A 21888-nucleotide genomic window follows, 5' to 3' on the forward strand; every position below is an offset into this window, starting at 1 on the left:
CATGGAATTCGCGTACGACGCCAGGACCACGGAGTTGATCGGACAGGTCAACGACTTCATGGACAGCCACGTCTACCCGGCGGAGGAGACCTTCCACCGCCAGCTCGCGGAGTTGGAGAACCGCTGGGCCTGGGACAGCGCCCCGGTCCTGCACGAGCTTCGTGCCGAGGCCCGCGGCCGCGGGTTCTGGAACTTCTTCCTCCCCGGCGAGAACGGCGCGGGACTGACCAACCTGCAGTACGCGCCGCTCGCCGAGATCTCCGGCCGCAGCCTGCACCTCGCGCCCGCGGTGTTCAACTGCGCCGCGCCGGATACGGGGAACATGGAGGTGCTCAACGAGTTCGGCACCGCCGCACAGAAGGATCAGTGGCTCACGCCGCTCCTGAACGGCGAGATCCGTTCGGCCTTCGCGATGACCGAGCCCGACGTCGCCAGCTCCGACGCCACCAACATCGGCCTGTCGATCGTCCGCGACGGCGACGACTACGTGATCAACGGCCGCAAGTGGTGGATCACCGGCGCCATGAACCCGAACTGCAAGATCTTCATCGTCATGGGCAAGACCGCGCCCGACGCCGAGCGCCACCGCCAGCAGTCGCAGATCCTCGTGCCCCGGGACACCCCGGGCCTGGAGGTGCTGCGCGGCATGGAGGTCTTCGGCTACGACGATCACAGCCACGGCGGTCACGCCGAGATGCGGTTCACCGACGTGCGCGTCCCCGCCGCCAACCTGATCGGCGAGGAGGGCGACGGCTTCGCCATCGCGCAGGCCCGCCTCGGGCCCGGCCGTATCCACCACTGCATGCGCTCGATCGGCGTGGCGGAGCGGGCCGTCGAGCTGATGTGCGAGCGGGTTTCGGGCCGCACCGCTTTCGGAAAGCCGCTGTCGGAGCAGGGCGTGATCCGCGACTGGATCGCCGAGTCTCGGGTCCGGATCGAGCAGCTGCGCCTGCTCGTGCTCAAGACCGCGTGGCTCATGGACACCGTCGGCAACCGCGGCGCCCACACCGAGATCCAGGCGATCAAGATCGCCACCCCGCAGACGGTGCAGTGGATCCTCGACAAGGCCATCCAGTCGCACGGCGCCGGCGGACTGTCCCAGGACTTCCCGCTCGCCGAGTACTACGCCGGCATCCGCACGCTGCGGTTCGCCGACGGCCCCGACGAGGTGCACAAGAACTCGCTGGCGCGGGCGGAGCTCAAGCGCGTCGCCGCCAAGAAGGCGCAGTGACGGCGCCGGGCCCGGAGGAACTCGATCGGCGGGTCGACGACTTCCTCGCGGCACATCCGTCCGGCGGATCGGACCCCCTTGAGTTCCTCCGCGCCCGGTACGACGCGGGGCTCGCGTGGGTCGCCTATCCCGAGGGGCGGGGCGGACTGGGGCTCTCCCGGTCGCTGCAGCGGGCGGTCGACGCCCGCTTCGCGGCCGCCGGTGCCCCCGACAACCGCAGCCACGTCAACGGGATCGGCCTCGGGATGGCCGCGCCGACGATCCTCTCCTTCGGCACGCAGGCGCAGCTCGACCGCTTCCTCCGGCCGCTGTGGACCGGCGAGGAGATCTGGTGCCAGCTCTTCAGTGAGCCCGGCGCCGGCTCCGACCTGGCCGGCCTCGCGACCCGCGCGGTCCGCGACGGAGACGACTGGATCGTCACCGGACAGAAGGTGTGGACGTCCGGTGCGCACAACGCGCAGTGGGCGATCCTCGTCGCCCGCACCGACCCCGATCAGCCGAAGCACAAGGGCCTCACCTATTTCCTGTGCGACATGTCCGATCCCGGCATCGACGTGCGGCCGCTGCGGCAGATCACGGGCGAGGCGGAGTTCAACGAGGTCTTCCTCGAGAACGTCCGCATCCCCGACGCGCATCGCCTGGGTGCGGTGGGGCAGGGGTGGCAGGTCGCGAACGCCACGCTCAACAACGAGCGGGTCGCGATCGGCGGCCGTGCCGCGCAGCGCGAGGACGGCATGATCGGCGTCGTCGCGACGACCTGGCGCGACCGGCCCGAGCTGCGCACACCGGACCTGCACGACGACCTGGTGCGCCTGTGGGTGGACAGCGAGGTCGCCCGGGTGACCGCGCTGCGCCTCAGCCAGAAGCTCGCCTCGGGTCAGCCCGGCCCCGAGGGCGCGGCGATGAAGCTGTCCTTCGCCCGCCTCAACCAGAAGCTGTCCGGCCTCGAACTCGAGTTGCTCGGCGAGGACGGCCTGCGGTACGGCGATTGGACGATGGTGCGACCCGACCGGGTCGACTTCTACGGCCGTGACGCCGGCTACCGCTACCTGCGCGCCAAGGGCAACTCCATCGAGGGCGGCACCTCGGAGATCCTCAAGAACATCGTGGCGGAGCGCGTGCTTGGCCTCCCGCCGGAACGCCGGGTCGACAAGGACCTGCCGTGGAAGGACGTGCCCAAGTGAGCTTCACGCCGCAGCTGCTCAGCAGCGACATCGAGGACGACCTCCGCGCCGCCGTACGCGATCTGCTCGCGAAGCGGGTGGCACCGCCGGACCTGATCGGCGCCTACGACGGCGTCACCGCTCCCGGTATCGACGCGGACCTCGCGGAGATGGGCGTCGCGGGCCTGCTCGTACCCGAGGATCTCGGAGGCGCCGGCGCGGGCGCCGCGGTCGCGGGCGTCGTCGCCGAGGAACTCGGCGCCGCCTGTGCGGCCGGGAATTTCCTCACCTCCGCCGGGATCGCGACCGCCACCGCGCTCGCCGCGGACGCGACGGCGTTGGCGTCCGACCTCGCGTCCGGGGAGCGGACCGCGGCCGTGGTCGTGCCGTTCTCGGTGGATCCGCACGGGCCCGCGCCCGTCGTCGCCGTCGCGGACGGCGCACTCTCCGGCACCGTCCGGTCCGTGGCGGGTGTGCTCGGCGCGGAGGTGCTGCTCGTCCTCGGCTCCGACGGCGCCCTACGGGCCGTTCCGGCGTCCGACGCCCGAATCGAGCCCGTGTCGTCGCTGGACATGACGCGGCAGGTGGCGGACGTGACCTTCGACGGGGCCCGGGGAACGGTCCTCGCGTCCGACGGCGCCGCCGCCGTCCGCGCGGGCCTGCTCACGGGCGCCGCGCTGCTCGCCGCCGAGCAGGCCGGGACGGCGCGCTGGTGCGTTACCACCACGGTCGAGTACCTGAAGCAGCGCAAGCAGTTCGGGCGCGTCGTCGGCGGATTCCAGGCCATCAAGCACCGCCTGGCCGAGCTGTACGCGGACGCGGAATCGGCTGCCGCGGCGGCGCGGTCGGCGACCGTCACGCTGGCCGAGCTGGGGCCGGAGGACCCGGAGACGGTGATCGCCGTGGCCGTGGCCGCCGCGTACTGCTCCGACCTGGCGGTGCGCGCGGCTGAGGAGGCCGTGCAGCTGCACGGCGGCATCGGCATGACCTGGGAGGCGCCGGTGCACCTGTACCTCAAGCGCGCCAAGGCGGACCAGATCGGACTCGGAACCCCGGGGCGGCACCGCGCCGCGCTCGCGGGCCTGATCGACCTCCCCGCCTGAGCGAATCCGCCCGCCCGAGAAGTAGACACCGTCGGAAAGTAGGAATCATGGGAGTCGTCCACACCGTCACCGGAGACGTCGACGCCGCCGACCTCGGCGTCACCCTCATGCACGAACACGTCTTCGTGCTCACCCCGGACATCCAGCAGAACTATCCGGAGGACTTCGGTGACGAGGACGCCCGGGTGGACGACGCCGTTGCCCAGCTGCAGAAGGCGTACGACGCCGGCGTGCGCACCATCGTCGACCCGACGGTCGTCGGGCTCGGTCGCTACATCCCGCGGATCCAGCGGATCGCCGAGCGCACGCCGGTGCGGATCGTCGCGGCGACGGGCGTCTACACCTACCGCGACGTGCCGCGCTACTTCATGTACCGCGGCCCCGCGCTGACGGCGATGACGGGGATCGATTTCCCGGATCCCATGGTGGACATGTTCGTCCGCGACATCACCGAGGGCATCGGAGACACCGGGGTCAAGGCCGGCATGCTCAAGTGCGCGATCGACCACCACGGCCTCACCGACGGCGTGGAGCGGGTGATGCGGGCAGTCGCGAAGGCGCACAACGCCACCGGCGTGCCGATCACCGTGCACACGCACCCGGGCTCGGAGACCGGCCTGCTGGTGAAGAAGGTGATGTGCGACGAGGAGGGGGTGGACCCGAGCCGGATCGTGCTGGGACACAGTGGAGACTCCACCGACGTCGAGCACCTGTCGGTCCTCGCCGACGCCGGCTTCACGCTGGGCTTCGACCGGTTCGGCATCAATCTGGAGACCACCTTCGAGGCGCGCAACGAGACGCTCATCGAGATGGTGCGCCGCGGCTACACCGAGAAGATCGTGCTCTCGCAGGACGCCTCCTGCTACATCGACTGGATCGACCCGAACGTCAAGGCGGGCATGCTCCAGTGGCACTACACGCACGTCTTCGACGACGTCTTCCCGTACGTGCTCGAACGCGGCGTCACCCAGGCGCAGATCGACACCATGCTCGTGGACGTGCCGCGTCGCGTGCTGACGGGAGAGGCGTAGATGTCCTTCAACCTGGCGACGATGCTGCGCGAATCGGCGTCGACCGCGCCCGACGCGCCCGTCCTGTTCTTCGGCGACCGCGAAATCGCCTACCGGGAGATCGACGAGCAGTCCGGTCGGCTCGCGGCCTCGCTGCTGGCGCGCGGGCTCGTCCCCGGTGACAAGGTCGCCGTTCAGCTGCCGAACCTGCCGGAGTTCGTGCTCGCCTACTTCGGCATTCTCAAGGCGGGCCTGACCATGGTGCCGCTCAACCCCCTGTTCACCGCGCCGGAGATCGCGTATCACCTCGGCGACAGCGATGCGAAGCTGCTCGTGGCCTCGGACTTCTCCGCCGAGGCCGCGCTCGCCGGGGCGGGCGAGGCGGGCGTGAGCGACGTGGTGATCGTCTCGCTCGGCGCACCGACCCCGTCGGGCGCGGTCCCGTTCGCCGACCTGCTGGCGGAGGAGGACACCGGGGAGATCCACCCGACGGGGTCCGACGACACCGCCGTGCTGCTCTACACCTCGGGCACCACCGGGCGGCCGAAGGGGGCGGAGCTCACGCATTTCGAGCTCTACATGAACTGCACCGTCGCGCCCCAGCTGTTCGGGATGCGCGACGACGACGTCGCGCTCGGCGCCCTCCCGCTGTTCCACGTCTTCGGCCTGTCGAGTGTGCTCAACGCCGCAGTGCGGTACGGCGGCTCGGTGGCGCTGGTGCCGCGGTTCGAGGCGGAGTCGGTGGTCGACGTCATCGAGCGGCGGCGCGTCACGGTGCTCTCCGGCGTGCCGACGATGTACGTGGCGCTCCTGGGTGTCGACACGGCCGGGCGCGACGTGTCGAGCCTGCGCGCCGCCGTCTCCGGCGGAGCGTCGATCCCCGGCGGCGTGATCCGCGCGTTCGAGGAGAAGTTCCCCGGCCTGGCGATCCTCGAGGGCTACGGCCTTTCGGAGACCGCGTCGACCGCGACCTTCAACATCAGCGCCGAACAGCGCAAGGTCCTCTCGATCGGCAAGCCCATCTGGGGCGTGCAGATGCGGGCCGTCGATCTCGACGGTGCAGAGCTCCCGCCCGGGGCGGACAACATCGGCGAGATCGTGGTTCGCGGGCACAACGTGATGAAGGGCTACTACAAGCGACCCGAGGCGACCGCGGAGGCGCTCCGTAACGGCTGGCTGCACACCGGTGACCTGGGTTACCGCGACGAGGACGGCTACTTCTTCATCGTCGACCGGCTCAAGGACCTCGTGATCCGCGGTGGGTACAACGTGTACCCCCGCGAGGTCGAGGAGGTTCTCTACGCCCACCCGGAGGTGGTCGAGGCGGCCGTCGTGGGCCGCCCCGACGACCGGCTGGGGGAGGAGGTCGTCGCCTTCGTCGTACTGCGCCCCGGCGCGAGCGCCGATGCCGCGGCCCTCACCGCGTTCAGCCGGGAGCGCCTGGCCGCGTACAAGTACCCCCGTGAGATCCACCTGCTCGCCGAGCTGCCTAAGGGCGGCACCGGCAAGATCCTCAAGCGGGAGCTGCGCGGGCGGTAGTACCCGGACGCGGCGCCCGGCGATCACCGCCGGGCGCCACCTCCGTTGTGCGTCAGGCGATCACGCGCTCGACGAAGGCGAGGAGCTCGGCGGTCACGTCGTCGCGGGTCTCCGGCTCGTTGTGCACCTCGTGCCGCACGCCGGGGTAGACGCGCGTCCGCACGTCGGGGTGTCCGGACGCGACGAGGGCGTTCGCCACGTGATAGGCGCCCTCGCCGTAGTTGGTGACCGGGTCCTGGTCACCCGCGAGGATCAGCACGGGTGCCTCCGGACGGAGGGCGGCGTAGAAGCCCTCGCCGTTCGCGGCGTCGTACAACTCGATGAAGCCGCGCAGGAACCGGGCCGAGAGCGGGGCGCCGAAGTTGTTGAACGGGTCGCGCGCGTGGTCGCGGACCACGTCGGCGTCCCGGGCCACCCAGTCGGTGGGGCCGGCGCCGTCGCCGAACCGGGAGACGAAGCCGTCGAACAGTTCGGCGACGTAGTGGTCGGGCGCGGGGCCGGCCTGGTCGGGTTCCGCAGCGAGGGCCGCGCGGTCGACGACGCCGTCGATCCCCGCGATCTGCGCTGCGATCCCGCACAGCACCAGGCCGTCGATCCCGTCCGGTTCCGCCGTGGCGAGGCCGCGGGCGATCATCGAGCCCATCGAGTGCCCGAAGGCGATGTACGGCAGGCCCGGGTGCAACTCGGTGACCGTCGCACGGAGCGCGGCGGCGTCGGCGACGAGGACGTGCGCGGCTTCCTCGCCCGCATCGCCCCACACGCCCGAGTCCATCGCGGTCGCGCCGTGGCCCGCGTGGTCCTCCGCCGCCACCACGACACCCGCGTCGAGGAGCGCCGTGATCAGGCGCAGGTACCGGCGCGAGTGCTCGCCGAGGCCGTGGATCACCTGGACGATCGCGCGCGGCTCGCGGACCGGCGTGTAGATCCACGCGTGGACGGTGTCGCGGCCGTTGGCGGACGGGAAATCGGGTTCGAGGAGTGCCATGTGCTCTTTGTACGTGATCGGCGCCGAGGCCGGTGCCGAACGGTCCGAAGCCGTGGAAACGGTCTCCCATCTGCGTAAGCAAACGCTTAGCAATTTCCCCGAATCGGTTGACATGAACGTCAACGTCAAGCATTCTCTGTGTCGGGGATCACAACTTTCACGAAGGGCCATCCATGACACAGACCAGCGAGCCCGGTGCCGTCGCGCCGGTGAAGAAGAAGTCGCACGGCAAACTCCTCACGGCCGGGCTGGTGAGCAGCTCGATCGAGTGGTACGACTTCTTCGTCTACGGCACCGCCGCCGCCCTCGTGTTCGACAAGGTCTTCTTCCCGGACCTGTCGCCGCTGATGGGGACGCTGATGGCCTTCGCGACGTTCTCCGTCGGCTTCATCGCCCGGCCGCTGGGCGGCATCCTGGCCGGGCACTTCGGCGACAAGATCGGCCGCAAGCCGATGCTGCTGTGGTGCCTGACCGCGATGGGCGCGGCGACGTTCCTCATCGGCTGCCTGCCCACCGCGAGCGCGATCGGCTCGCTCGCGCCGATCCTGCTGGTGTCCCTGCGCTTCGTCCAGGGCCTCGCGTGCGGCGGTCAGTGGGGCGGCGTCGTGCTCCTCCTCACCGAGTCCGCGGGGCCGAAGAAGCGGGGCTTCGCCGGGACCTTCGGCCAGATGGGCGTTCCGCTCGGCCTGCTGCTCGGCAACCTGATGATGATCCTGATGAACACCGTCCTCGACGACGCGGCGTTCCTCAGTTGGGGCTGGCGCGTGCCGTTCTGGGCCAGCGCGATCCTGGTGCCCGTCGTGATGTACATCCACAAGAAGATCGAGGACTCTCCGGAGTTCCTCGCCCTCCAGCGCGAGGTCGCGGCCAAGAACGCCGGCAAGGAGACCGTTGCCGCGGCACCCCTGTCGGAGGCGATCCGCAAGCACTGGGTGAAGATCCTGCTCGGTGCCGGCCTGCTGGCCGGAACGAACTCCGCGTTCTACGTCTCGATCGCCGGCTTCGTGAGCTACGGCAGCAAGAAGCCCTCCGCCGGTGGCTTGGGCATGAACAGCAACTCCATCCTCGCGTGCGTGCTCGCCACGTCGGTGGTCATGCCGCTCGTGATCATGGCCGCGGGCGCAGTCTCCGACCGCGTCGGTCGACGACCTCTCATCCTGATCGGCGGCGCCGTGCTCATCGCCTGGGCGTTCCCGTTCTTCTGGCTGGCCGAGACCACCAACGTCGGGCTGCTGCTGGTCGCGATGTTCGTCTCCAGCTTCGGGCAGGCCCTGACCTACGGGCCGCTCGCCGCGTTCATGGCGGAGCTGTTCGAGCCGCGGATCCGCTACTCGGGTGCTTCGCTGGCCTACCAGCTGGCGGCGGTGGCCGTCTCGGGCGTCGCGCCGCTGATCATGACCGCGATCATCGCCGAGACCCAGTCCACCACGTTCGTCTCGGTCTACCTCGCCGCCATGGGCCTGGTGACCTTCGCCAGTGCCTACTTCCTCAAGGAGACGAACGGCAGGGCGGTGCGCCAGGATCCGAACGCGGTACCCGGCGTCCCCGCGTCGGCGTGATCCGGCGCCGGCGTCCTTGAAGGTCCGAGCGGAGCCGAGCAGACTCGTGAGCGTGACGATCAGCGAATCACAGGAGCGGGCCCGCGCCAACCGCAAGGACGCCGGCGGCGCCCGCCGGGAGGAACTCCTCCGGGCGGCCGCCGAATGCTTCGACGACCTCGGCTACGCCGCCACCACGGTGGAGCTCATCGCCGCCCGCGCGCAGACATCCCGGCCCACGTTCTACGCCTACTTCCGGTCCAAGGACGAGATCCTCCTCGCCCTCGTGGACCGCATCGGCGCGGAACTCGAGGCGACGCAGATGCTCGACGGCATCGAGACCGACGTGCCGCGAGAGGTCATCGCGGCGACGATGCGCGCGTATGCGGACGCGGTCTTCGCGAACGGCGGCCTCGTCGCCCTGTTCGACGCGATGGCGCCGGTCCGGGAGGACGTCGCCGCGATCTGGGACCGCACCACCCGGCGCACGCACCGCCGCTACACCGCCTACCTCGAGTCCCTCGATCCCGGCACCGTCGACCTGTGCCTGCCGCCCGCGGCGCTCGTCACCATCCTCAACGACACCATCCACCACGGCGCGAAGCGCGTGGCGCGCGACAGTCCCGCCGCGCGCGAGCGCTTCGTCGCGGACCAGATCCGCGTCGCCGAACGACTGATCGGCTTCTGACGGAGCCGACGCACCGAAGGGGCCCCATGACCGACCGGACCACCGGCGTCGCCGCCGCGCTCGACGCCGCGGCCGACGAGACCCGTGCACTGCGCCTGCGGAACTGGCCGGCCCAGGTGCCCCGCACCGTCGAGTACCCCGCGGGGACGCCCGCGATGGTCGAGCACCTGCGGCACTGGGCCCGGCACCGGCCGGAGGCCGTCGCGATCGCCTTCTACGGCCGCGAGGTCACCTACGCCGAGTACGACGACCTCTCCGACCGGTTCGCCGGGCTGCTCGCGCAGCAGGGCGTGCGCCCGGGCGACGCGGTCGGCGTCTACCTCGGGAACTGTCCGCAGTTCGCCATCGCGATGCTGGGCATCCTCAAGCTGGGCGCCGTCCACGTCCCCGTGAACCCGCTGCTCAAGGGCCGCGAGCTGCAGCACGAGCTCGACGACGCCGGCGTCGGGGTGCTGCTCGCCCAGACCGACCTCCTGGACCTGGTGGAGACGGTGCGCGCCGACACCCCCGTGCGCACCGTGATCGCCACGGCCCTGGGGGATCTGCTCGCCGGGACGGAGCCGCTCGTGGACGCCCCGCCGCCGTTCGACACCGTTCCGGACCCGCGCAGCGACTGGCACCGCGTGCGCTCCGCCCCGCCCGCGCCGGCGCGCGATTCGGACCCGGACGCGCTCGCCGCGCTCAACTACACCGGAGGCACCACCGGCCTGCCCAAGGGGTGCGAGCACACGCAGCGGCACATGGCCTACACCGCCGCGACGGCGACGCTCGCGGGCGGCGCCGCGGTGGGGGAGCCCACGCCGGTCGGGTTGAATTTCCTGCCCGTCTTCTGGATCGCCGGTGAGGATTTCGGCATCCTCAAGCCGCTCCTCAACGGGCAGACGATCGTGCTCATGACCCGATGGGAGCCGGCGGTCGCCGCCGCGCTCATCGCGCGGTACGGCGTGACGGACACCGTCGCCACGGTCGACAACTACGTCGAGCTCATGGACCTGCCCGGGTTCGACGGTGCCGCCTTCCGCACCGTCGTGAACCCGCTGGCCGTCTCCTTCGTGCTCAAACTGACCCCGGAGCTGCGGGCCCGCTGGCGCGCCCTGACCGGCGGAGTCCTGCGCGAGGCCTCCTACGGCATGACCGAGACGCACACCGCCGACACCTTCACCCTCGGCTTCCAGGACGGCGACCGCGACCTCACCGCCGACCCCGTCTTCTGCGGGCTTCCCGTGCCCGGCACCGACATCCTCGTCGTCGACGCAGACGGCGCGCCCGTCCCCGTCGGGGGCACCGGCGAGATCGTGGTGCGCAGCGAATCGATCCTGACGGCCTACCACCGGCGGCCCGAGGCGACCGCCGAGGCGATCCGCCACGGCTGGTTGCACACCGGCGACGTGGGGAGGATCGACGACTGGGGCGCAGTGCACTACCTCGCGCGAACGAAGGAGATGATCAAGGTCAACGGCATGTCGGTCTTCCCGTCCGAGGTGGAGGCGCTGCTCAAGGACCACCCGGCGATCGGATCGGTCTCGGTCGTGCCGCGCCCGGACGCCCGCAAGGGACAGGTGCCCCTCGCCTTCGTCGTCTCGGCCGGCCCCATCGACGTCGCCGAGCTGACGGCGTGGGCGCGGGAGAACATGGCGGGTTACAAGGTGCCGGACTTCGTGGTCGTCGACGCGCTGCCGATGACGGCGACGGGCAAGGTGCGCAAGGGCGTGCTGTTCGAGAGGGCGGCGCAGATCGCAGGCGCGGCATCAGACGGAAGTCCTGCGGTGGCCGCGGAGAACGTGGCGGCCGCGTTCCACGAGGGGGAGTCGAAGTGAAACTGCTCATCGCCAACCGCGGCGAGATCGCACTGCGGATCATCCGCACCGCAAGGGAACTCGGCGTCCCGACGGTGGCGGTGTACGCGGCGGACGACGCCGACACTCCGCACGTCGCCGCGGCGGACGACGCCGTCGCGCTCCCGGGCTCCGGCGCCGCGGCGTACCTGGACCGCGACGCGGTCGTCGCGGCCGCGACGAGCACCGGCGCCGACGCGGTGCATCCGGGCTACGGCTTCCTCGCGGAGAACGCCGATTTCGCCGCCGAGTGCGCGGCCACGGGGCTCGTCTTCGTCGGGCCCGCTCCCGACGTGCTCCGGACGTTCGGCGACAAAGCCGCCGCGCGCGCCGCGGCCGTCGCCGCCGGCGTCCCGGTGCCCGCCGCCACGGCGGGCGGCGCGGACCTCGCGACCGTGCGCGCCTTCGCCACCGGGCGACCGGCCGGCGTGATGATCAAGGCCGTCGCCGGCGGCGGCGGCCGAGGGATGCGGGCCGTGCTGCCCGGCCCCCGGTTCGAGGAAGAACTCGAATCCGCGTACCGCGCCTGCGTCTCCGAGGCCGAGCTGGGCTTCGGCGACGGCCGCGTCTTCGCCGAGGAACTGCAAACGGGCGCCCGGCACATCGAGGTCCAGATCGTCGGCGACGGTGCCGCCACCGTCGCGGTGGGCGACCGCGACTGCAGTGTGCAGCGCCGCAACCAGAAGCTCGTCGAGATCGCGCCCGCGCCCGCACTGGACGACGACCTGCGCGCCGCGCTGCACGGCCACGCCGCCCGGCTGTGCGCCGCCGCCGGCTACCGCGGGCTCGCGACCGTCGAGTTCCTGGTCCGCGACGGCGGAGCCGTCTTCCTCGAGGTCAATCCCCGGATCCAGGTGGAGCACACCGTCACCGAGGAGGTGACCGGCCTCGACCTCGTCGGCGCGCAGCTCTCACTCGCCGAGGGGGCGCCGCTGGGCGACCTCGGCCTGCCGCCCGCCATCGGCTGCCGCGACGGCGTCGTCACGGGGACGCCCGCCGCTGCCCACGGGACCGCCGTGCAGACCCGCGTCAACCTCGAAGTGCCGCAGCGCGACGGCACCGTGCTCCCGGCTGCCGGCACCCTGCTCGGCTACACCCCGCCGACCGGGCCCGGCGTCCGCGTCGACGACTACGGCCGCCCCGGCCTGACGACCTCCGCACGGTACGACTCGCTGCTCGCGAAGGTGATCGTGCGCGCCGCCACCCCGGCGCGCGCCTACGCCAAGGCCGATGCGGCGCTGGGGGAGTTCGTGATCGACGGCCCCGGCACCAACCTCGCCCTGCTCCGCGCCGTCCTCACCGATCCCGAATTCCGGTCGGGCCCCGTCGACACCGGGTACCTCGCGCGCCGGATCGGGGACCTCGTGCCCGAGACCGCGGTCCCCGCACCGACGCCCGCCGTCGAGCTCGACGGGGACGTGCTCACCGCGACGCTGACCGGCACCGTCGTCGCGGTCGCGGGAGCCGGGGCCGCGGCCGAGCCCGGGACCGCCCTCGTGGTGCTCGAGGCCATGAAGATGGAGCACGAGCAGACGCTGCCGGTGAGCGTCACCGTCGGCGACGTGCTGGTGCGGCCCGGGGAGACGGTGACCGCGGGTACCCCGCTCCTGACGTACGCCGCCGCCGACGGCGCGGCGGCCGCCGGCGATACGGCTGATGCCCTCGATCTCGACCGGCCCCGCGCGGATCTCGACGAGGTGCGCGAGCGGCACCGCGTCACCCTCGATGAGGGCCGGCCCGACGCCGTCGCCAAGCGGCGGAGGATCGGCCGGCGCACCGCCCGCGAGAACATCGACGACCTCGTGGACGCGGGCAGCTTCACCGAGTACGGCGCGCTGCTCCTGCCCGCGCAGCGAGCGCGCCGCTCCGAGGAGGAGCTCATCGCGACGGGCGCCGCGGACGGACTCATCGGCGGGCTCGCGACGATCGACGGCGCCGAGGCGATGGTGATCTCGTACGACTACACCGTGCTCGCCGGGACGCAGGGATGGCGCAACCACGCCAAGACCGACCGCCTGATCGACGTCGCGGAGCGCCGCGGGGTGCCGATCGTGTTGTTCGCGGAGGGCGGCGGCGGCCGCCCCGGCGACACCGACCTCGACATCGTGGCGGGCCTCGACGTGCCCACCTTCCGGTCGCTCGGCGCGCTGCGGGGGCGGGTGCCGCTCCTCGCCGTCGTCTCCGGCCGGTGCTTCGCGGGCAACGCGGCGCTCGCCGGCATCTGCGACGTCGTCATCGCCACCCCGGACGCCAACCTCGGGATGGGCGGGCCCGCAATGATCTCCGGCGGCGGGCTCGGGGAGTTCCCGCCCGAGGCCATCGGCCCCATCGACGTGCAGCGCCGCAACGGCGTCGTGCACGTCGTCGCCGACGACGAGGCCGACGCCGTCGACCGGGCGCGCCGGTACCTCGGCTACTTCGCCGGCGCCGTCGACGAGTGGACCGCACCCGATCCGCGCGCCGCCCGCCACGTGGTGCCGGAGAACCGGCTGCGCGCGTACGACGTCCGCGCCGCGATCGCCGCGATCGTGGACGAGGACTCGACGCTCGAACTGCGCCGCGACTACGGCGTCGGCGTCATCACCGCACTGGTGCGGGTCGAGGGGAAGCCGTATGCGCTCATCGCCAACAGCACCCGACACCTGGGCGGCGCGATCGACGCCGAGGCCGCGGACAAGCTCGCGGACTTCCTCGAACTCGCCCAGGCCCACGGGCTCCCGGTGATCTCATTGTGCGACACCCCGGGCTTCATGGTCGGCCCCGAGGCCGAGGAACAGGCCACCGTCCGCCGGTTCTCCCGGCTGTTCGTGCTCGGCGCGCGGCTCACCGTGCCGCTCGGCGTGATCGTGCTGCGCAAGGGCTACGGGCTCGGCGCGATGGCGATGACCGGCGGCAGCTTCCACGCCCCGCAGTTCACGGTCGCCTGGCCCACCGGCGAGATCGGCGGCATGGGGCTCGAGGGGGCGGTGCGCCTCGGTTTCAGCAAGGAACTCGCCGCGGCGCCCGACGAGGCGGCGCGGGCCGAGCTGTTCGAGCAGCTGCTGGCGCTCGCGTACCAGCGCGGACGGGCCCTGCACGCCGCCACCACCTTCGAGCTGGACGACGTGATCGACCCCGCCGCCACCCGGAACTGGATCCGTACCCTCACCCGGTGAGGGGGTGAGGGTACGGATCCTCTGCGGTGCGCCCGGCGGCGCCGGGCGCACCGCGGTCAGCGCACCCGCCGGAACAGCGCCTCCAGGGCCACCACCAGCACCACGGCGATCACCACGTGCATCAGCGAGAGCATCACCGTGGACGGGCCGTCGAAGTCGGCGGCGAGCGTGCCCGCGATGGTGCCGAGCGACGCCGCGGCGCCGATCACGGCGGCCACCCGCAGGATCGGCGCCCACAGCTTCGAGAGGAGTACGGCCGCGGTCATGCCCACGGCGAGCGGCGCCACCGTCATCAGGACGACGCCGCCCGGCGCGACCGAGGCGCGGATCCCGGCCTCGTCGGTCATGGTGAAGTCGCCGCCGGCGGCGAGGCCGACGAGCCACAGGGCGAGGTTGGCGAGCAGGGACAGGCCGACGGCGCCGAGGACGGCGGTCGTGCGGGTCAGGCGGAAGGTCGACGGGGCTGCGGTGTCGATGGCGGTCATGGTCTCTCCTCGTGTCGTTTTCTGGAACGAGTCCATCAGACAACCTGAAGTATTGTTAGGGTCAAGCCCTAGCTCAAACCCGATTGTGCGGCCACCACCGCGGCCTGCACCCGCGACTGCACGCCGAGCTTCATCAGCACCCGGGAGACGTGCGTCTTCACCGTCGCCTCACCGATGTCCAGGCGACGCGCGATCTGCTGGTTGGACAGGCCCTCGCCCAGCCCCGCGAGGACGTCGCGCTCCCGGTCCGTCAGGCCGCTGAGGTCCACCGCGACGGGCTCGGCTCCCGGCCGGGGGATCGCCGCGATCACCGCGCGGGTCACCTTCGGGTCGAGCACGGCGTCGCCCGCGGCGACCGCCAGGACGGCGCGGATCAGCTCGTCGCCGCCCGCCGATTTGAGCAGGAAGCCGCTGGCCCCGGCGCTGAGCGCGCCCAGCACGTACTCGTCCAGGTCGAAGGTGGTCAGCACCAGCACCGCACTGTCGGTCTCGGCCACGACGGAGGCCGTCGCCGTGAGCCCGTCGACCCGGGGCATGCGCACGTCCATGACGACGACGTCCGGCTTGAGCGCCCGCGCCTGCCGCAGGGCGGCGGCACCGTCGGCCGCCTCGCCGACCACCCGCACCTCCCCGGTGGACTCCAGCAGCAGGCGCAGGCCCGCCCGGATCGCCGCGTGATCGTCCGCCAGGACGACGGTGGCCGTCATCGTGCCACCTCCATCGGGATCGTCGCCCGGACCACCCAGGCTCCGTCGTGCGGGCCGGCGGTCGCCGTCCCGCCGATCGATTGGGCCCGGAAGGCGATGTTGCGCAGGCCGTCCCCGGCGCCCTCCGACCAGCCGGTGCTGGGCAGGGGATTGGTGGCGGTCATGGTGAGGGCCTCCTGATCGGCGTCGACGGCGACCTCCAGCTCGGCGCCGGGGGCGTGTTTGGTCGCGTTCGTGATGACCTCGCCGAGGATCCGCGTGAGGGTGGCCTCGACGGCGGTGGGCAGCGGACCGTCGGGCAGGCCGAGCTGCACGGTCACACCCGCGGCCCCCGCGGTCTCGATGAGCGGCTCCAGCGACTCGAGCGTGGTGCGGACGGCGGCGTCGTCGGGGGAGGTGAGCAGGTTGATCGTCGCCCGCATCTCCTCGAGCGCGGCGAGGCTGCCGGACCGGATCGACTGCAGGACCGCCGGATTCTGGGGCGTGCGCTGCGCGGCGTCGGCGAGGATCGCGACCGCGGAGAGGTGCCCCGCGACGGTGTCGTGCAGTTCCCGTGCCAGGCGGCGCCGCTCGTCCGCGAGCGCCGTCGCGCGTCGGGACTCGCTCTCTTCCCGCTCGAGCTCCGCGAGCCGGCGGTAGGCGAGCACCGCCCTGCCGTAGCCGATCGGCGACCAGATCACGGCGATGAGGATCAGCACGGCGTACATCCCGGCCTTGACGCCGACGAAGGCGGTCGCGCCGACGCCGAGGACGATCGTGAGGACCAGCACCGTCACCGAGACCACGTCCCGCAGTCGTTCGGACCCCGTCGCCACGGCGAGGTAGATCACGTCCGACAGAGCGATCCACAGCACCACCGACGGTCCGAACGAGAAGTCCCACGCGACCAGCGCCAGCATCAGGCCGAACGCCACCGCCGGGCGGTGGCGGGCGAGCAACTGGATCGCGAGCGCGCCGCCGAGCAGTCCCAGCTTCACCTGCCACGGGTAGAAGTCCTCGGTCCGTGCGTTGACAGACCAGCCGCCCGCGCCCCAGAGCACGGCGCCCACCAGGCAGATGCCGAAGGCCGGGACGGCGGCGTACTCCGACGACCACCCGCTCATCACCGACCTCATGCGCCCATTGCAGCACATCGACGGTGCCGACGGGTCCACCGAAAGGGGGAGGGCCCACGCGCCGCCGGGGGGACGACGGCGGCGTTCCGGTCCCGGCACAGTGGGCGGCATGGGAGAGCTGAACAATCCGGTGCTGTGGACGATTGCCGCGTGCGAGGTCGGCTTCTGGGTCCTCGTGCTCGGGGGCCTCGCGATGCGGTACGTCCTGCGGTGGCGGCGCGCCGGCATGATCTCGCTGGCGCTCGTGCCGCTGCTCGACGTCGTGCTCATCGTGGCCGTCGCGATCGACCTGTACCGGGGCGGTGAGGTGAGCTTCGCGCACCGCCTCGCGGGAATCTACCTGGGGTGCACCGTCATGTTCGGGCACCGCATGATCGCCTGGGCCGACGAGCGCTTCGCCCACCGCTTCGCCGGCGGACCCGCGCCGCGGAAGGTACCCAAGCTCGGGCCCGAGCGGACCCGCAAGGAGTGGTCGGACTTCTACCGCTGGCTCGGTGCCGTCGCGATCGCCGGGGCCGTCTCGCTCGGGCTGGGGTACACCGTGGCCGACGCCACGCAGCGCGAGGCGCTCCTGGGCGTCTTCGGCACCCTCGGTGTGATCACCGTGATCTGGCTGGTCACCGGTCCGCTGTGGGTGACGGGCCGCGGCGAGGCGGCCGAGCGCTGAGCGCAGGGACGGGATCCGCCGTCCCGTCCGGCCCGCCCGGCCAAGGGGGACCGGACTTCGGGATGCGAACGGGACGAAAGCGGCGAATACTCCCAGGTGATTCGGATCACCCTCTGAGCGGAGCCGCCATGACCGTGTCCCCCTTCACCATCGCCGTCCCGGACGCCGAGATCGCGCTCCTGCGGGAGCGGCTCCGCGCCACGCGGTTCCCGGACGTCGCCCCCAACACGGACTTCGCCCGGGGGACGTCCGGCGAGTACCTCCGCGAGCTCGTCGCGTACTGGGCCGGGGAGTTCGACTGGAGGGAAGCCGAGGCGGGCCTGAACGCGATCCCGCAGTTCGTGGCCGAGGTCGACGGCCGCCCGGTGCACTTCCTGCACCGCGTCGCCGCCGATGCGCGGGGCGCGATCCTGCTGCTGCACGGCTGGCCGGACACGCCGTTCCGGTACCGTCGCGTGCTCGACGACCTCACCGCCCGCGGCTTCGACTGCGTCGTGCCCTCGCTCCCGGGATTCGCGTTCACCGGCGGTCACGCGCTGTCGAGTGCGGCGACGGCCGACCTGTTCCAGCGCCTGATGACCGAGACGCTGGGCTACGACACGTTCGTGGTGGCGGGCGGGGACGTCGGGACCGTCGTGGGATCGCAGCTCGCGCGACGGCATGCCGACCGGGTCACCGCGCTGCACCTCACCAACGCCGAGTACCCGACCGGGAGCGAGCCCGACCTCACCGACGAGGAGCGGGCCTACGCCGAGTTCATCCAGTACTGGTGGGCCACCCAGGGCGGTTACGCGGCCGTGCAGTCCACGAAGCCGCAGATCGTGGGCCCGGCCCTCAACGACAGTCCGGCCGGCCTCGCCGCCTGGATGCTGGGCCTGATCGACACCGGAGCCCAGGACCACGACGTCGAGGGCGCCTTCGGCGGGCGCGACGAGCTGCTCACGAACATCAGCATCTACTGGTTCACGCAGACCGCGGCGACGGCCGCGGACAGCTACGCCGCCGACGGATGGGGCGGCGAGCTCGCGCGCATCACCGTGCCGACCGCCATGGCGATCTACCCGCGAGAGGCGCAGTCCCCGCGCGCCTGGTGCGAGCGGGCGGCGAACGTCGTCCGCTACACCGCGATGCCGCGCGGCGGCCACTTCGCGGCGCTCGAGGTTCCGCAGGACTACGCGGGCGACCTGATCGCGTTCCTCGATGAGCCGGCCTGATCCGCCGAACGCGGACGGAACGCGGAACGGCCCGGCGGAGAATCCGCCGGGCCGTTCCGCGTCGATCGACTAGTCGAGGTAGTCGCGCAGGACCTGCGAGCGCGACGGGTGCCGCAGCTTGCTCATCGTCTTCGACTCGATCTGCCGGATGCGCTCGCGCGTCACGCCGTAGACCTGGCCGATCTCGTCCAGGGTGCGCGGCTGGCCGTCGGTGAGGCCGAACCGCAGGCGGACGACACCGGCCTCGCGCTCGGACAGCGTGTCGAGGACCGACTGGAGCTGGTCCTGCAGCAGCGTGAAGGACACCGCGTCGACCGCGACGACGGCCTCCGAGTCCTCGATGAAGTCGCCGAGCTGGCTGTCGCCCTCGTCGCCGATGGTCTGGTCGAGCGAGATCGGCTCACGCGCGTACTGCTGGATCTCCAGCACCTTCTCGGGCGTGATGTCCATCTCCTTCGCCAGCTCCTCCGGCGTGGGCTCGCGGCCCAGGTCCTGGAGCAGCTCGCGCTGGATGCGGCCGAGCTTGTTGATGACCTCCACCATGTGAACCGGGATGCGGATGGTGCGGGCCTGGTCGGCCATGGCGCGGGTGATCGCCTGCCGGATCCACCAGGTGGCGTACGTGGAGAACTTGTAGCCCTTGGTGTAGTCGAACTTCTCGACGGCGCGGATCAGGCCGAGGTTGCCCTCCTGGATCAGGTCCAGGAACGCCATGCCGCGGCCGGTGTAGCGCTTGGCCAGCGAGACCACGAGGCGCAGGTTGGCCTCGAGCAGGTGGTTCTTCGCACGGTTGCCGTCGCGGGCGATCCAGTTCATGTCGCGCCGGATGCCGATCGCGGGCTTCTCGCCGCGCTCGAGCCACCGGTTGATCTGCTGCTCGGCGAACAGGCCGGCCTCGATCCGCTTGGCGAGCTCGACCTCCTCCTCGGCGTTGAGGAGCGCCACCTTGCCGATCTGCTTGAGGTAGGCGCGCACCGAGTCCGCGGAGGCGGTCAGCTCGGCGTCCTTGCGCGCCTGGCGGAGCGCCTCGGACTCCTCCTCGTCCCAGACGAAGTCGCCGGAGGCCTTGTCCTGCTCGGACGGCTCCTCGTCCTCCGCGTCCGCCGGAGCGGGCTTCGTGACCGCGCTCTTGCCCTTGGTCTCCGTGGCGTCGTCGGCGGTGTCGTCGGCGTCGAGCGCGACGTCCTCGTCCGAGAGCTCGGTGGGATCGGGATCGCCGTCGAGCTCGGGATCGACCTCGTCCTCGGCGCCGCTCTCGGCACCGGCTGCGGAGGCGTCCTTCTTGCCCGCGGTCTTCTTCGCGGTGCGCTTCGCCGGGCCGGCGGCCGCCTTCTTCGCCGGCGCCTTCTTCGCGGGAGCGGCCTTCTTCGCCGCCGCCTTCTTGGCGGGTGCCTTCTTGGCCGGAGCCTTCTTCGCGGGAGCCTTCTTGGCGGTGGTCTTCTTGGCGGGGGTCTCCGCCGAGGTGGCCGAACCGTCCACGCCGCCTGTCGACGGTGCGCTGGAGCTGGTCTGCGTCGCTGCCACGTACGCCCTTTCCTACTGTGCCTGCGTGCGCCGGAACCGCATCCCGGGCGCGACAACAGCACCGGTCCCGAGCCGTGCGCGGCGTCGGTGGTGGCTGAGGCGTCCGGGGGCGAGAGGGCCCGGCGTCTGTTCCGGCGTTTCGACGCCGGCACCCCATTGTAACGATTCGGTCGCTCCGCCCGCATTCACCTGCGGTCAAAGCGCCCGAACCGGGCGGATCAGGTGCGTTGCGATGCCATCGCCGCGCCCACGATGCCCGCGGTGTTCAGCAGTTTCGCGGGGATCACCGGCGTCTTCACCTCGAGCAGCGGGACCCACTTGTCGGCTTTGCGGCTCACGCCGCCGCCCACGATGATCAGGTCCGGCCAGAGCAGCTTCTCGTACTCGCGGAAGACGCGGCTGACCTGTCCCGCCCACTTCTCGTAGCTCCAGCCGCGACGGTCCTTCACGGAGCTCGCCGCGCGGTGCTCGGCCTCCTTGCCCTCCACCTCGATGTGGCCGAACTCCGTGTTGGGCACCAGCGTCCCGCGGTAGATCAGCGCCGAGCCGATGCCCGTGCCCAGCGTCAGCAGCAGGATCACGCCGTCGAAATCGCGGCCCGCGCCGTACCGGTCCTCGGCGAGCCCCGCGGCGTCGGCGTCGTTGAGCACCGTCACGGGGCGGTCCAGCGTGGAGGTGAAGAGCTCGTTCGCGTCGGTACCGACCCAGCCCGCGTCGATGTTGGCCGCGCTGCGGACCGTGCCGTTCGTCACCACCGCCGGCACCGTGATCCCGACGGGGCCGTCCCAACCGAAGTGTCCGATCACCTCGCGGACCGCACCGGCGCACGCGCCCGGCGTGGACGGCTGCGGGGTGGGCACCTTGAAGCGCTCGCCGACCAGCTCGCCCGTGTCCATGTCGACGATGCCGCCCTTGATGCCGCTGCCGCCGATGTCGACACCGAACCCCAGATTCTCCGCCATTGCCTGCTCCGCATTCCTCGAAGTGCCGGACGTCTCGTCCTCCGCCCGGGTGCCCCCGGCGCTGACAAAGTACCGCGGATTGTGGTTCTGTGGAGGGCGTGCAACTGAACCGGTGGGAGTTGTCCGAGATCGCCGTCACGGTCGCCGCGGAAGCCGCGCAGCGCGTCGCCGCCCGCCGGGCGGAGGTCTTCGGCGCCAATGCATTCGACGGCGCCGGCGGGTCCCGTCCCGAGGGGGTCACGACGAAGTCGACGCCCACGGATCCGGTCACGGTGGTCGACACGGAGACCGAGGGCTTCGTGCGGGAGCGCCTCGCCGAGCTGCGGCCCGACGACACGGTCCTCGGTGAGGAGTTCGGCGGCGAGCGCGGGGAGCCCGGCGCGGTGCAGTGGGTCGTCGACCCCATCGACGGCACCGTGAACTTCCTCTACGGCGTGCCCGCGTACGCGGTCTCCGTCGGTGCGCGGGTCGACGGGGTGTCCGTCGCGGGCGCCGTCGCCGACGTCGTGCACGGCACCGTCTACGCGGCCGCCCTGGGCGCGGGTGCCCGTGAGATCGCCCCCGACGGCACCGTCCGCGACCTGCGGGCCAACCCGATCACCGATCCCGCGCTCGCCCTCGTCGCGACCGGCTTCGGCTACGCCCGCGAGCGCCGGGAGAAGCAGGGACGGGTGCTCGCGCAGCTGCTTCCCGCGGTGCGGGACGTGCGGCGCATCGGGTCCGCGGCGCTGGACCTGTGCATGGTGGCCGCGGGCCGCGCCGATGCCCACTTCGAGCACGGACTCAGCCCGTGGGACTGGGCCGCCGGAGCCCTCATCGCGCAGGAGGCGGGCGCCGTGGTGATCGTGCCGGCGCCCGACTCCAACAGCGACGACGGCGCGCTGACCCTGGCCGCCGCGCCCGGGATCGCCGACGATCTGATCGCCCTGCTCCGGGCGGCCGGCGGGCTCGAGGCCCTGTAGCTCCC

At 71.9% G+C, this 21888-nt stretch carries 18 protein-coding genes; 12 read left to right on the forward strand and 6 right to left on the reverse strand.

The window, feature by feature from the left end:
• Position 1 precedes the first annotated feature (1 nt).
• The 5 genes from BLW32_RS11125 to BLW32_RS11145 are packed head-to-tail and all read left to right on the forward strand — an operon-like array spanning position 2 to position 6046.
• Complete coding sequence (locus BLW32_RS11125) at positions 2–1231, forward strand: acyl-CoA dehydrogenase family protein (RefSeq protein ID WP_068525083.1); 1230 nt, start codon at positions 2–4, stop codon at positions 1229–1231.
• Entirely contained in the window at positions 1228–2415 is a 1188-nt protein-coding gene (locus BLW32_RS11130) for an acyl-CoA dehydrogenase family protein (protein WP_068742134.1), read from the forward strand. Before BLW32_RS11125 ends, BLW32_RS11130 begins: the two co-directional genes overlap by 4 nt.
• Positions 2412–3497 carry an acyl-CoA dehydrogenase family protein gene (locus BLW32_RS11135; protein ID WP_068742133.1) on the forward strand — a complete coding sequence of 362 codons (1086 nt, stop codon included), beginning with the start codon at positions 2412–2414 and terminating at the stop codon, positions 3495–3497. Before BLW32_RS11130 ends, BLW32_RS11135 begins: the two co-directional genes overlap by 4 nt.
• Before the next feature lie 47 nt (positions 3498–3544).
• The gene (locus BLW32_RS11140; protein ID WP_068525086.1) at positions 3545–4528 is read left to right on the forward strand and encodes a phosphotriesterase family protein; all 984 of its coding nucleotides are present in this window, start codon (positions 3545–3547) and stop codon (positions 4526–4528) included.
• Positions 4529–6046 (forward strand): long-chain-fatty-acid--CoA ligase, encoded by a 1518-nt coding sequence (locus BLW32_RS11145; RefSeq protein ID WP_068742132.1) that lies wholly within the window; start codon positions 4529–4531, stop codon positions 6044–6046.
• 52 nt (positions 6047–6098) lie between these two features.
• On the opposite strand, the gene BLW32_RS11150 is transcribed toward BLW32_RS11145, so the two are convergent.
• On the reverse strand, positions 6099–7031 hold the full coding sequence (locus BLW32_RS11150) for an alpha/beta fold hydrolase (protein WP_068742131.1): 933 nt from the start codon (positions 7029–7031) through the stop codon (positions 6099–6101).
• A gap of 173 nt (positions 7032–7204) precedes the next feature.
• On the opposite strand from BLW32_RS11150, the gene BLW32_RS11155 reads away from it, so the two are divergent.
• From BLW32_RS11155 to BLW32_RS11170, 4 genes are read left to right on the forward strand one after another with little or no spacing between them, the layout of a single operon-like run.
• Positions 7205–8590: an MFS transporter gene (locus BLW32_RS11155; RefSeq protein ID WP_068742130.1), complete on the forward strand. Its 1386-nt coding sequence runs from the start codon at positions 7205–7207 to the stop codon at positions 8588–8590.
• A 52-nt stretch (positions 8591–8642) separates the two neighbouring features.
• The gene (locus BLW32_RS11160) at positions 8643–9257 is read left to right on the forward strand and encodes a TetR/AcrR family transcriptional regulator (RefSeq protein ID WP_225535508.1); all 615 of its coding nucleotides are present in this window, start codon (positions 8643–8645) and stop codon (positions 9255–9257) included.
• Positions 9258–9283: 26 nt separating this feature from the next.
• A complete protein-coding gene (locus BLW32_RS11165) occupies positions 9284–11074 on the forward strand; it encodes an AMP-binding protein (RefSeq protein WP_074850519.1) in 1791 nt (596 codons plus the stop codon).
• Positions 11071–14247: an acetyl-CoA carboxylase family protein gene (locus BLW32_RS11170; RefSeq protein WP_068742129.1), complete on the forward strand. Its 3177-nt coding sequence runs from the start codon at positions 11071–11073 to the stop codon at positions 14245–14247. Before BLW32_RS11165 ends, BLW32_RS11170 begins: the two co-directional genes overlap by 4 nt.
• A 56-nt stretch (positions 14248–14303) precedes the next feature.
• On the opposite strand, the gene BLW32_RS11175 is transcribed toward BLW32_RS11170, so the two are convergent.
• From BLW32_RS11175 to BLW32_RS11185, 3 genes are all read right to left on the reverse strand, one after another.
• Positions 14304–14732, reverse strand: coding sequence for a DUF6069 family protein (locus BLW32_RS11175; protein WP_068742128.1), 429 nt, complete (start codon positions 14730–14732; stop codon positions 14304–14306).
• A 68-nt stretch (positions 14733–14800) separates the two neighbouring features.
• Positions 14801–15439 carry a response regulator gene (locus BLW32_RS11180; protein WP_068742127.1) on the reverse strand — a complete coding sequence of 213 codons (639 nt, stop codon included), beginning with the start codon at positions 15437–15439 and terminating at the stop codon, positions 14801–14803.
• Positions 15436–16542, reverse strand: coding sequence for a sensor histidine kinase (locus tag BLW32_RS11185; protein WP_068742126.1), 1107 nt, complete (start codon positions 16540–16542; stop codon positions 15436–15438). Before BLW32_RS11185 ends, BLW32_RS11180 begins: the two co-directional genes overlap by 4 nt.
• A 121-nt stretch (positions 16543–16663) precedes the next feature.
• Here BLW32_RS11185 and BLW32_RS11190 point away from each other — a divergent pair, with 121 nt between their 5' ends.
• Together BLW32_RS11190 and BLW32_RS11195 are read left to right on the forward strand one after the other, a co-directional pair.
• Positions 16664–17221: a hypothetical protein gene (locus BLW32_RS11190; protein WP_068525095.1), complete on the forward strand. Its 558-nt coding sequence runs from the start codon at positions 16664–16666 to the stop codon at positions 17219–17221.
• Between the two features lie 128 nt (positions 17222–17349).
• On the forward strand, positions 17350–18435 hold the full coding sequence (locus BLW32_RS11195; RefSeq protein WP_068525096.1) for an epoxide hydrolase family protein: 1086 nt from the start codon (positions 17350–17352) through the stop codon (positions 18433–18435).
• A 69-nt stretch (positions 18436–18504) separates the two neighbouring features.
• On the opposite strand, the gene BLW32_RS11200 is transcribed toward BLW32_RS11195, so the two are convergent.
• Together BLW32_RS11200 and ppgK are read right to left on the reverse strand one after the other, a co-directional pair.
• A complete protein-coding gene (locus BLW32_RS11200; RefSeq protein ID WP_068742125.1) occupies positions 18505–19959 on the reverse strand; it encodes an RNA polymerase sigma factor in 1455 nt (484 codons plus the stop codon).
• A 218-nt stretch (positions 19960–20177) separates the two neighbouring features.
• Positions 20178–20921: a polyphosphate--glucose phosphotransferase gene (gene ppgK, locus BLW32_RS11205; RefSeq protein ID WP_068525098.1), complete on the reverse strand. Its 744-nt coding sequence runs from the start codon at positions 20919–20921 to the stop codon at positions 20178–20180.
• 98 nt (positions 20922–21019) lie between these two features.
• On the opposite strand from ppgK, the gene BLW32_RS11210 reads away from it, so the two are divergent.
• Positions 21020–21883 (forward strand): inositol monophosphatase family protein, encoded by an 864-nt coding sequence (locus BLW32_RS11210; RefSeq protein ID WP_414929959.1) that lies wholly within the window; start codon positions 21020–21022, stop codon positions 21881–21883.
• Positions 21884–21888 lie beyond the last annotated feature (5 nt).

This window comes from Tsukamurella tyrosinosolvens (assembly GCF_900104775.1).
GTDB lineage: Bacteria > Actinomycetota > Actinomycetes > Mycobacteriales > Mycobacteriaceae > Tsukamurella > Tsukamurella tyrosinosolvens.

Bases quoted from the DNA above. Each gene is read 5' to 3' on its own strand.
- ppgK (WP_068525098.1), bottom strand. From the start codon at position 20,921: ATGGCGGAGAATCTGGGGTTCGGTGTCGACATCGGCGGCAGCGGCATC.
- BLW32_RS11125 (WP_068525083.1), top strand. From the start codon at position 2: ATGGAATTCGCGTACGACGCCAGGACCACGGAGTTGATCGGACAGGTC.
- BLW32_RS11190 (WP_068525095.1), top strand. From the start codon at position 16,664: ATGGGAGAGCTGAACAATCCGGTGCTGTGGACGATTGCCGCGTGCGAG.
- BLW32_RS11140 (WP_068525086.1), top strand. From the start codon at position 3,545: ATGGGAGTCGTCCACACCGTCACCGGAGACGTCGACGCCGCCGACCTC.
- BLW32_RS11165 (WP_074850519.1), top strand. From the start codon at position 9,284: ATGACCGACCGGACCACCGGCGTCGCCGCCGCGCTCGACGCCGCGGCC.
- BLW32_RS11195 (WP_068525096.1), top strand. From the start codon at position 17,350: ATGACCGTGTCCCCCTTCACCATCGCCGTCCCGGACGCCGAGATCGCG.
- BLW32_RS11175 (WP_068742128.1), bottom strand. From the start codon at position 14,732: ATGACCGCCATCGACACCGCAGCCCCGTCGACCTTCCGCCTGACCCGC.
- BLW32_RS11145 (WP_068742132.1), top strand. From the start codon at position 4,529: ATGTCCTTCAACCTGGCGACGATGCTGCGCGAATCGGCGTCGACCGCG.
- BLW32_RS11150 (WP_068742131.1), bottom strand. From the start codon at position 7,031: ATGGCACTCCTCGAACCCGATTTCCCGTCCGCCAACGGCCGCGACACC.
- BLW32_RS11185 (WP_068742126.1), bottom strand. From the start codon at position 16,542: ATGAGCGGGTGGTCGTCGGAGTACGCCGCCGTCCCGGCCTTCGGCATC.
- BLW32_RS11155 (WP_068742130.1), top strand. From the start codon at position 7,205: ATGACACAGACCAGCGAGCCCGGTGCCGTCGCGCCGGTGAAGAAGAAG.
- BLW32_RS11180 (WP_068742127.1), bottom strand. From the start codon at position 15,439: ATGACGGCCACCGTCGTCCTGGCGGACGATCACGCGGCGATCCGGGCG.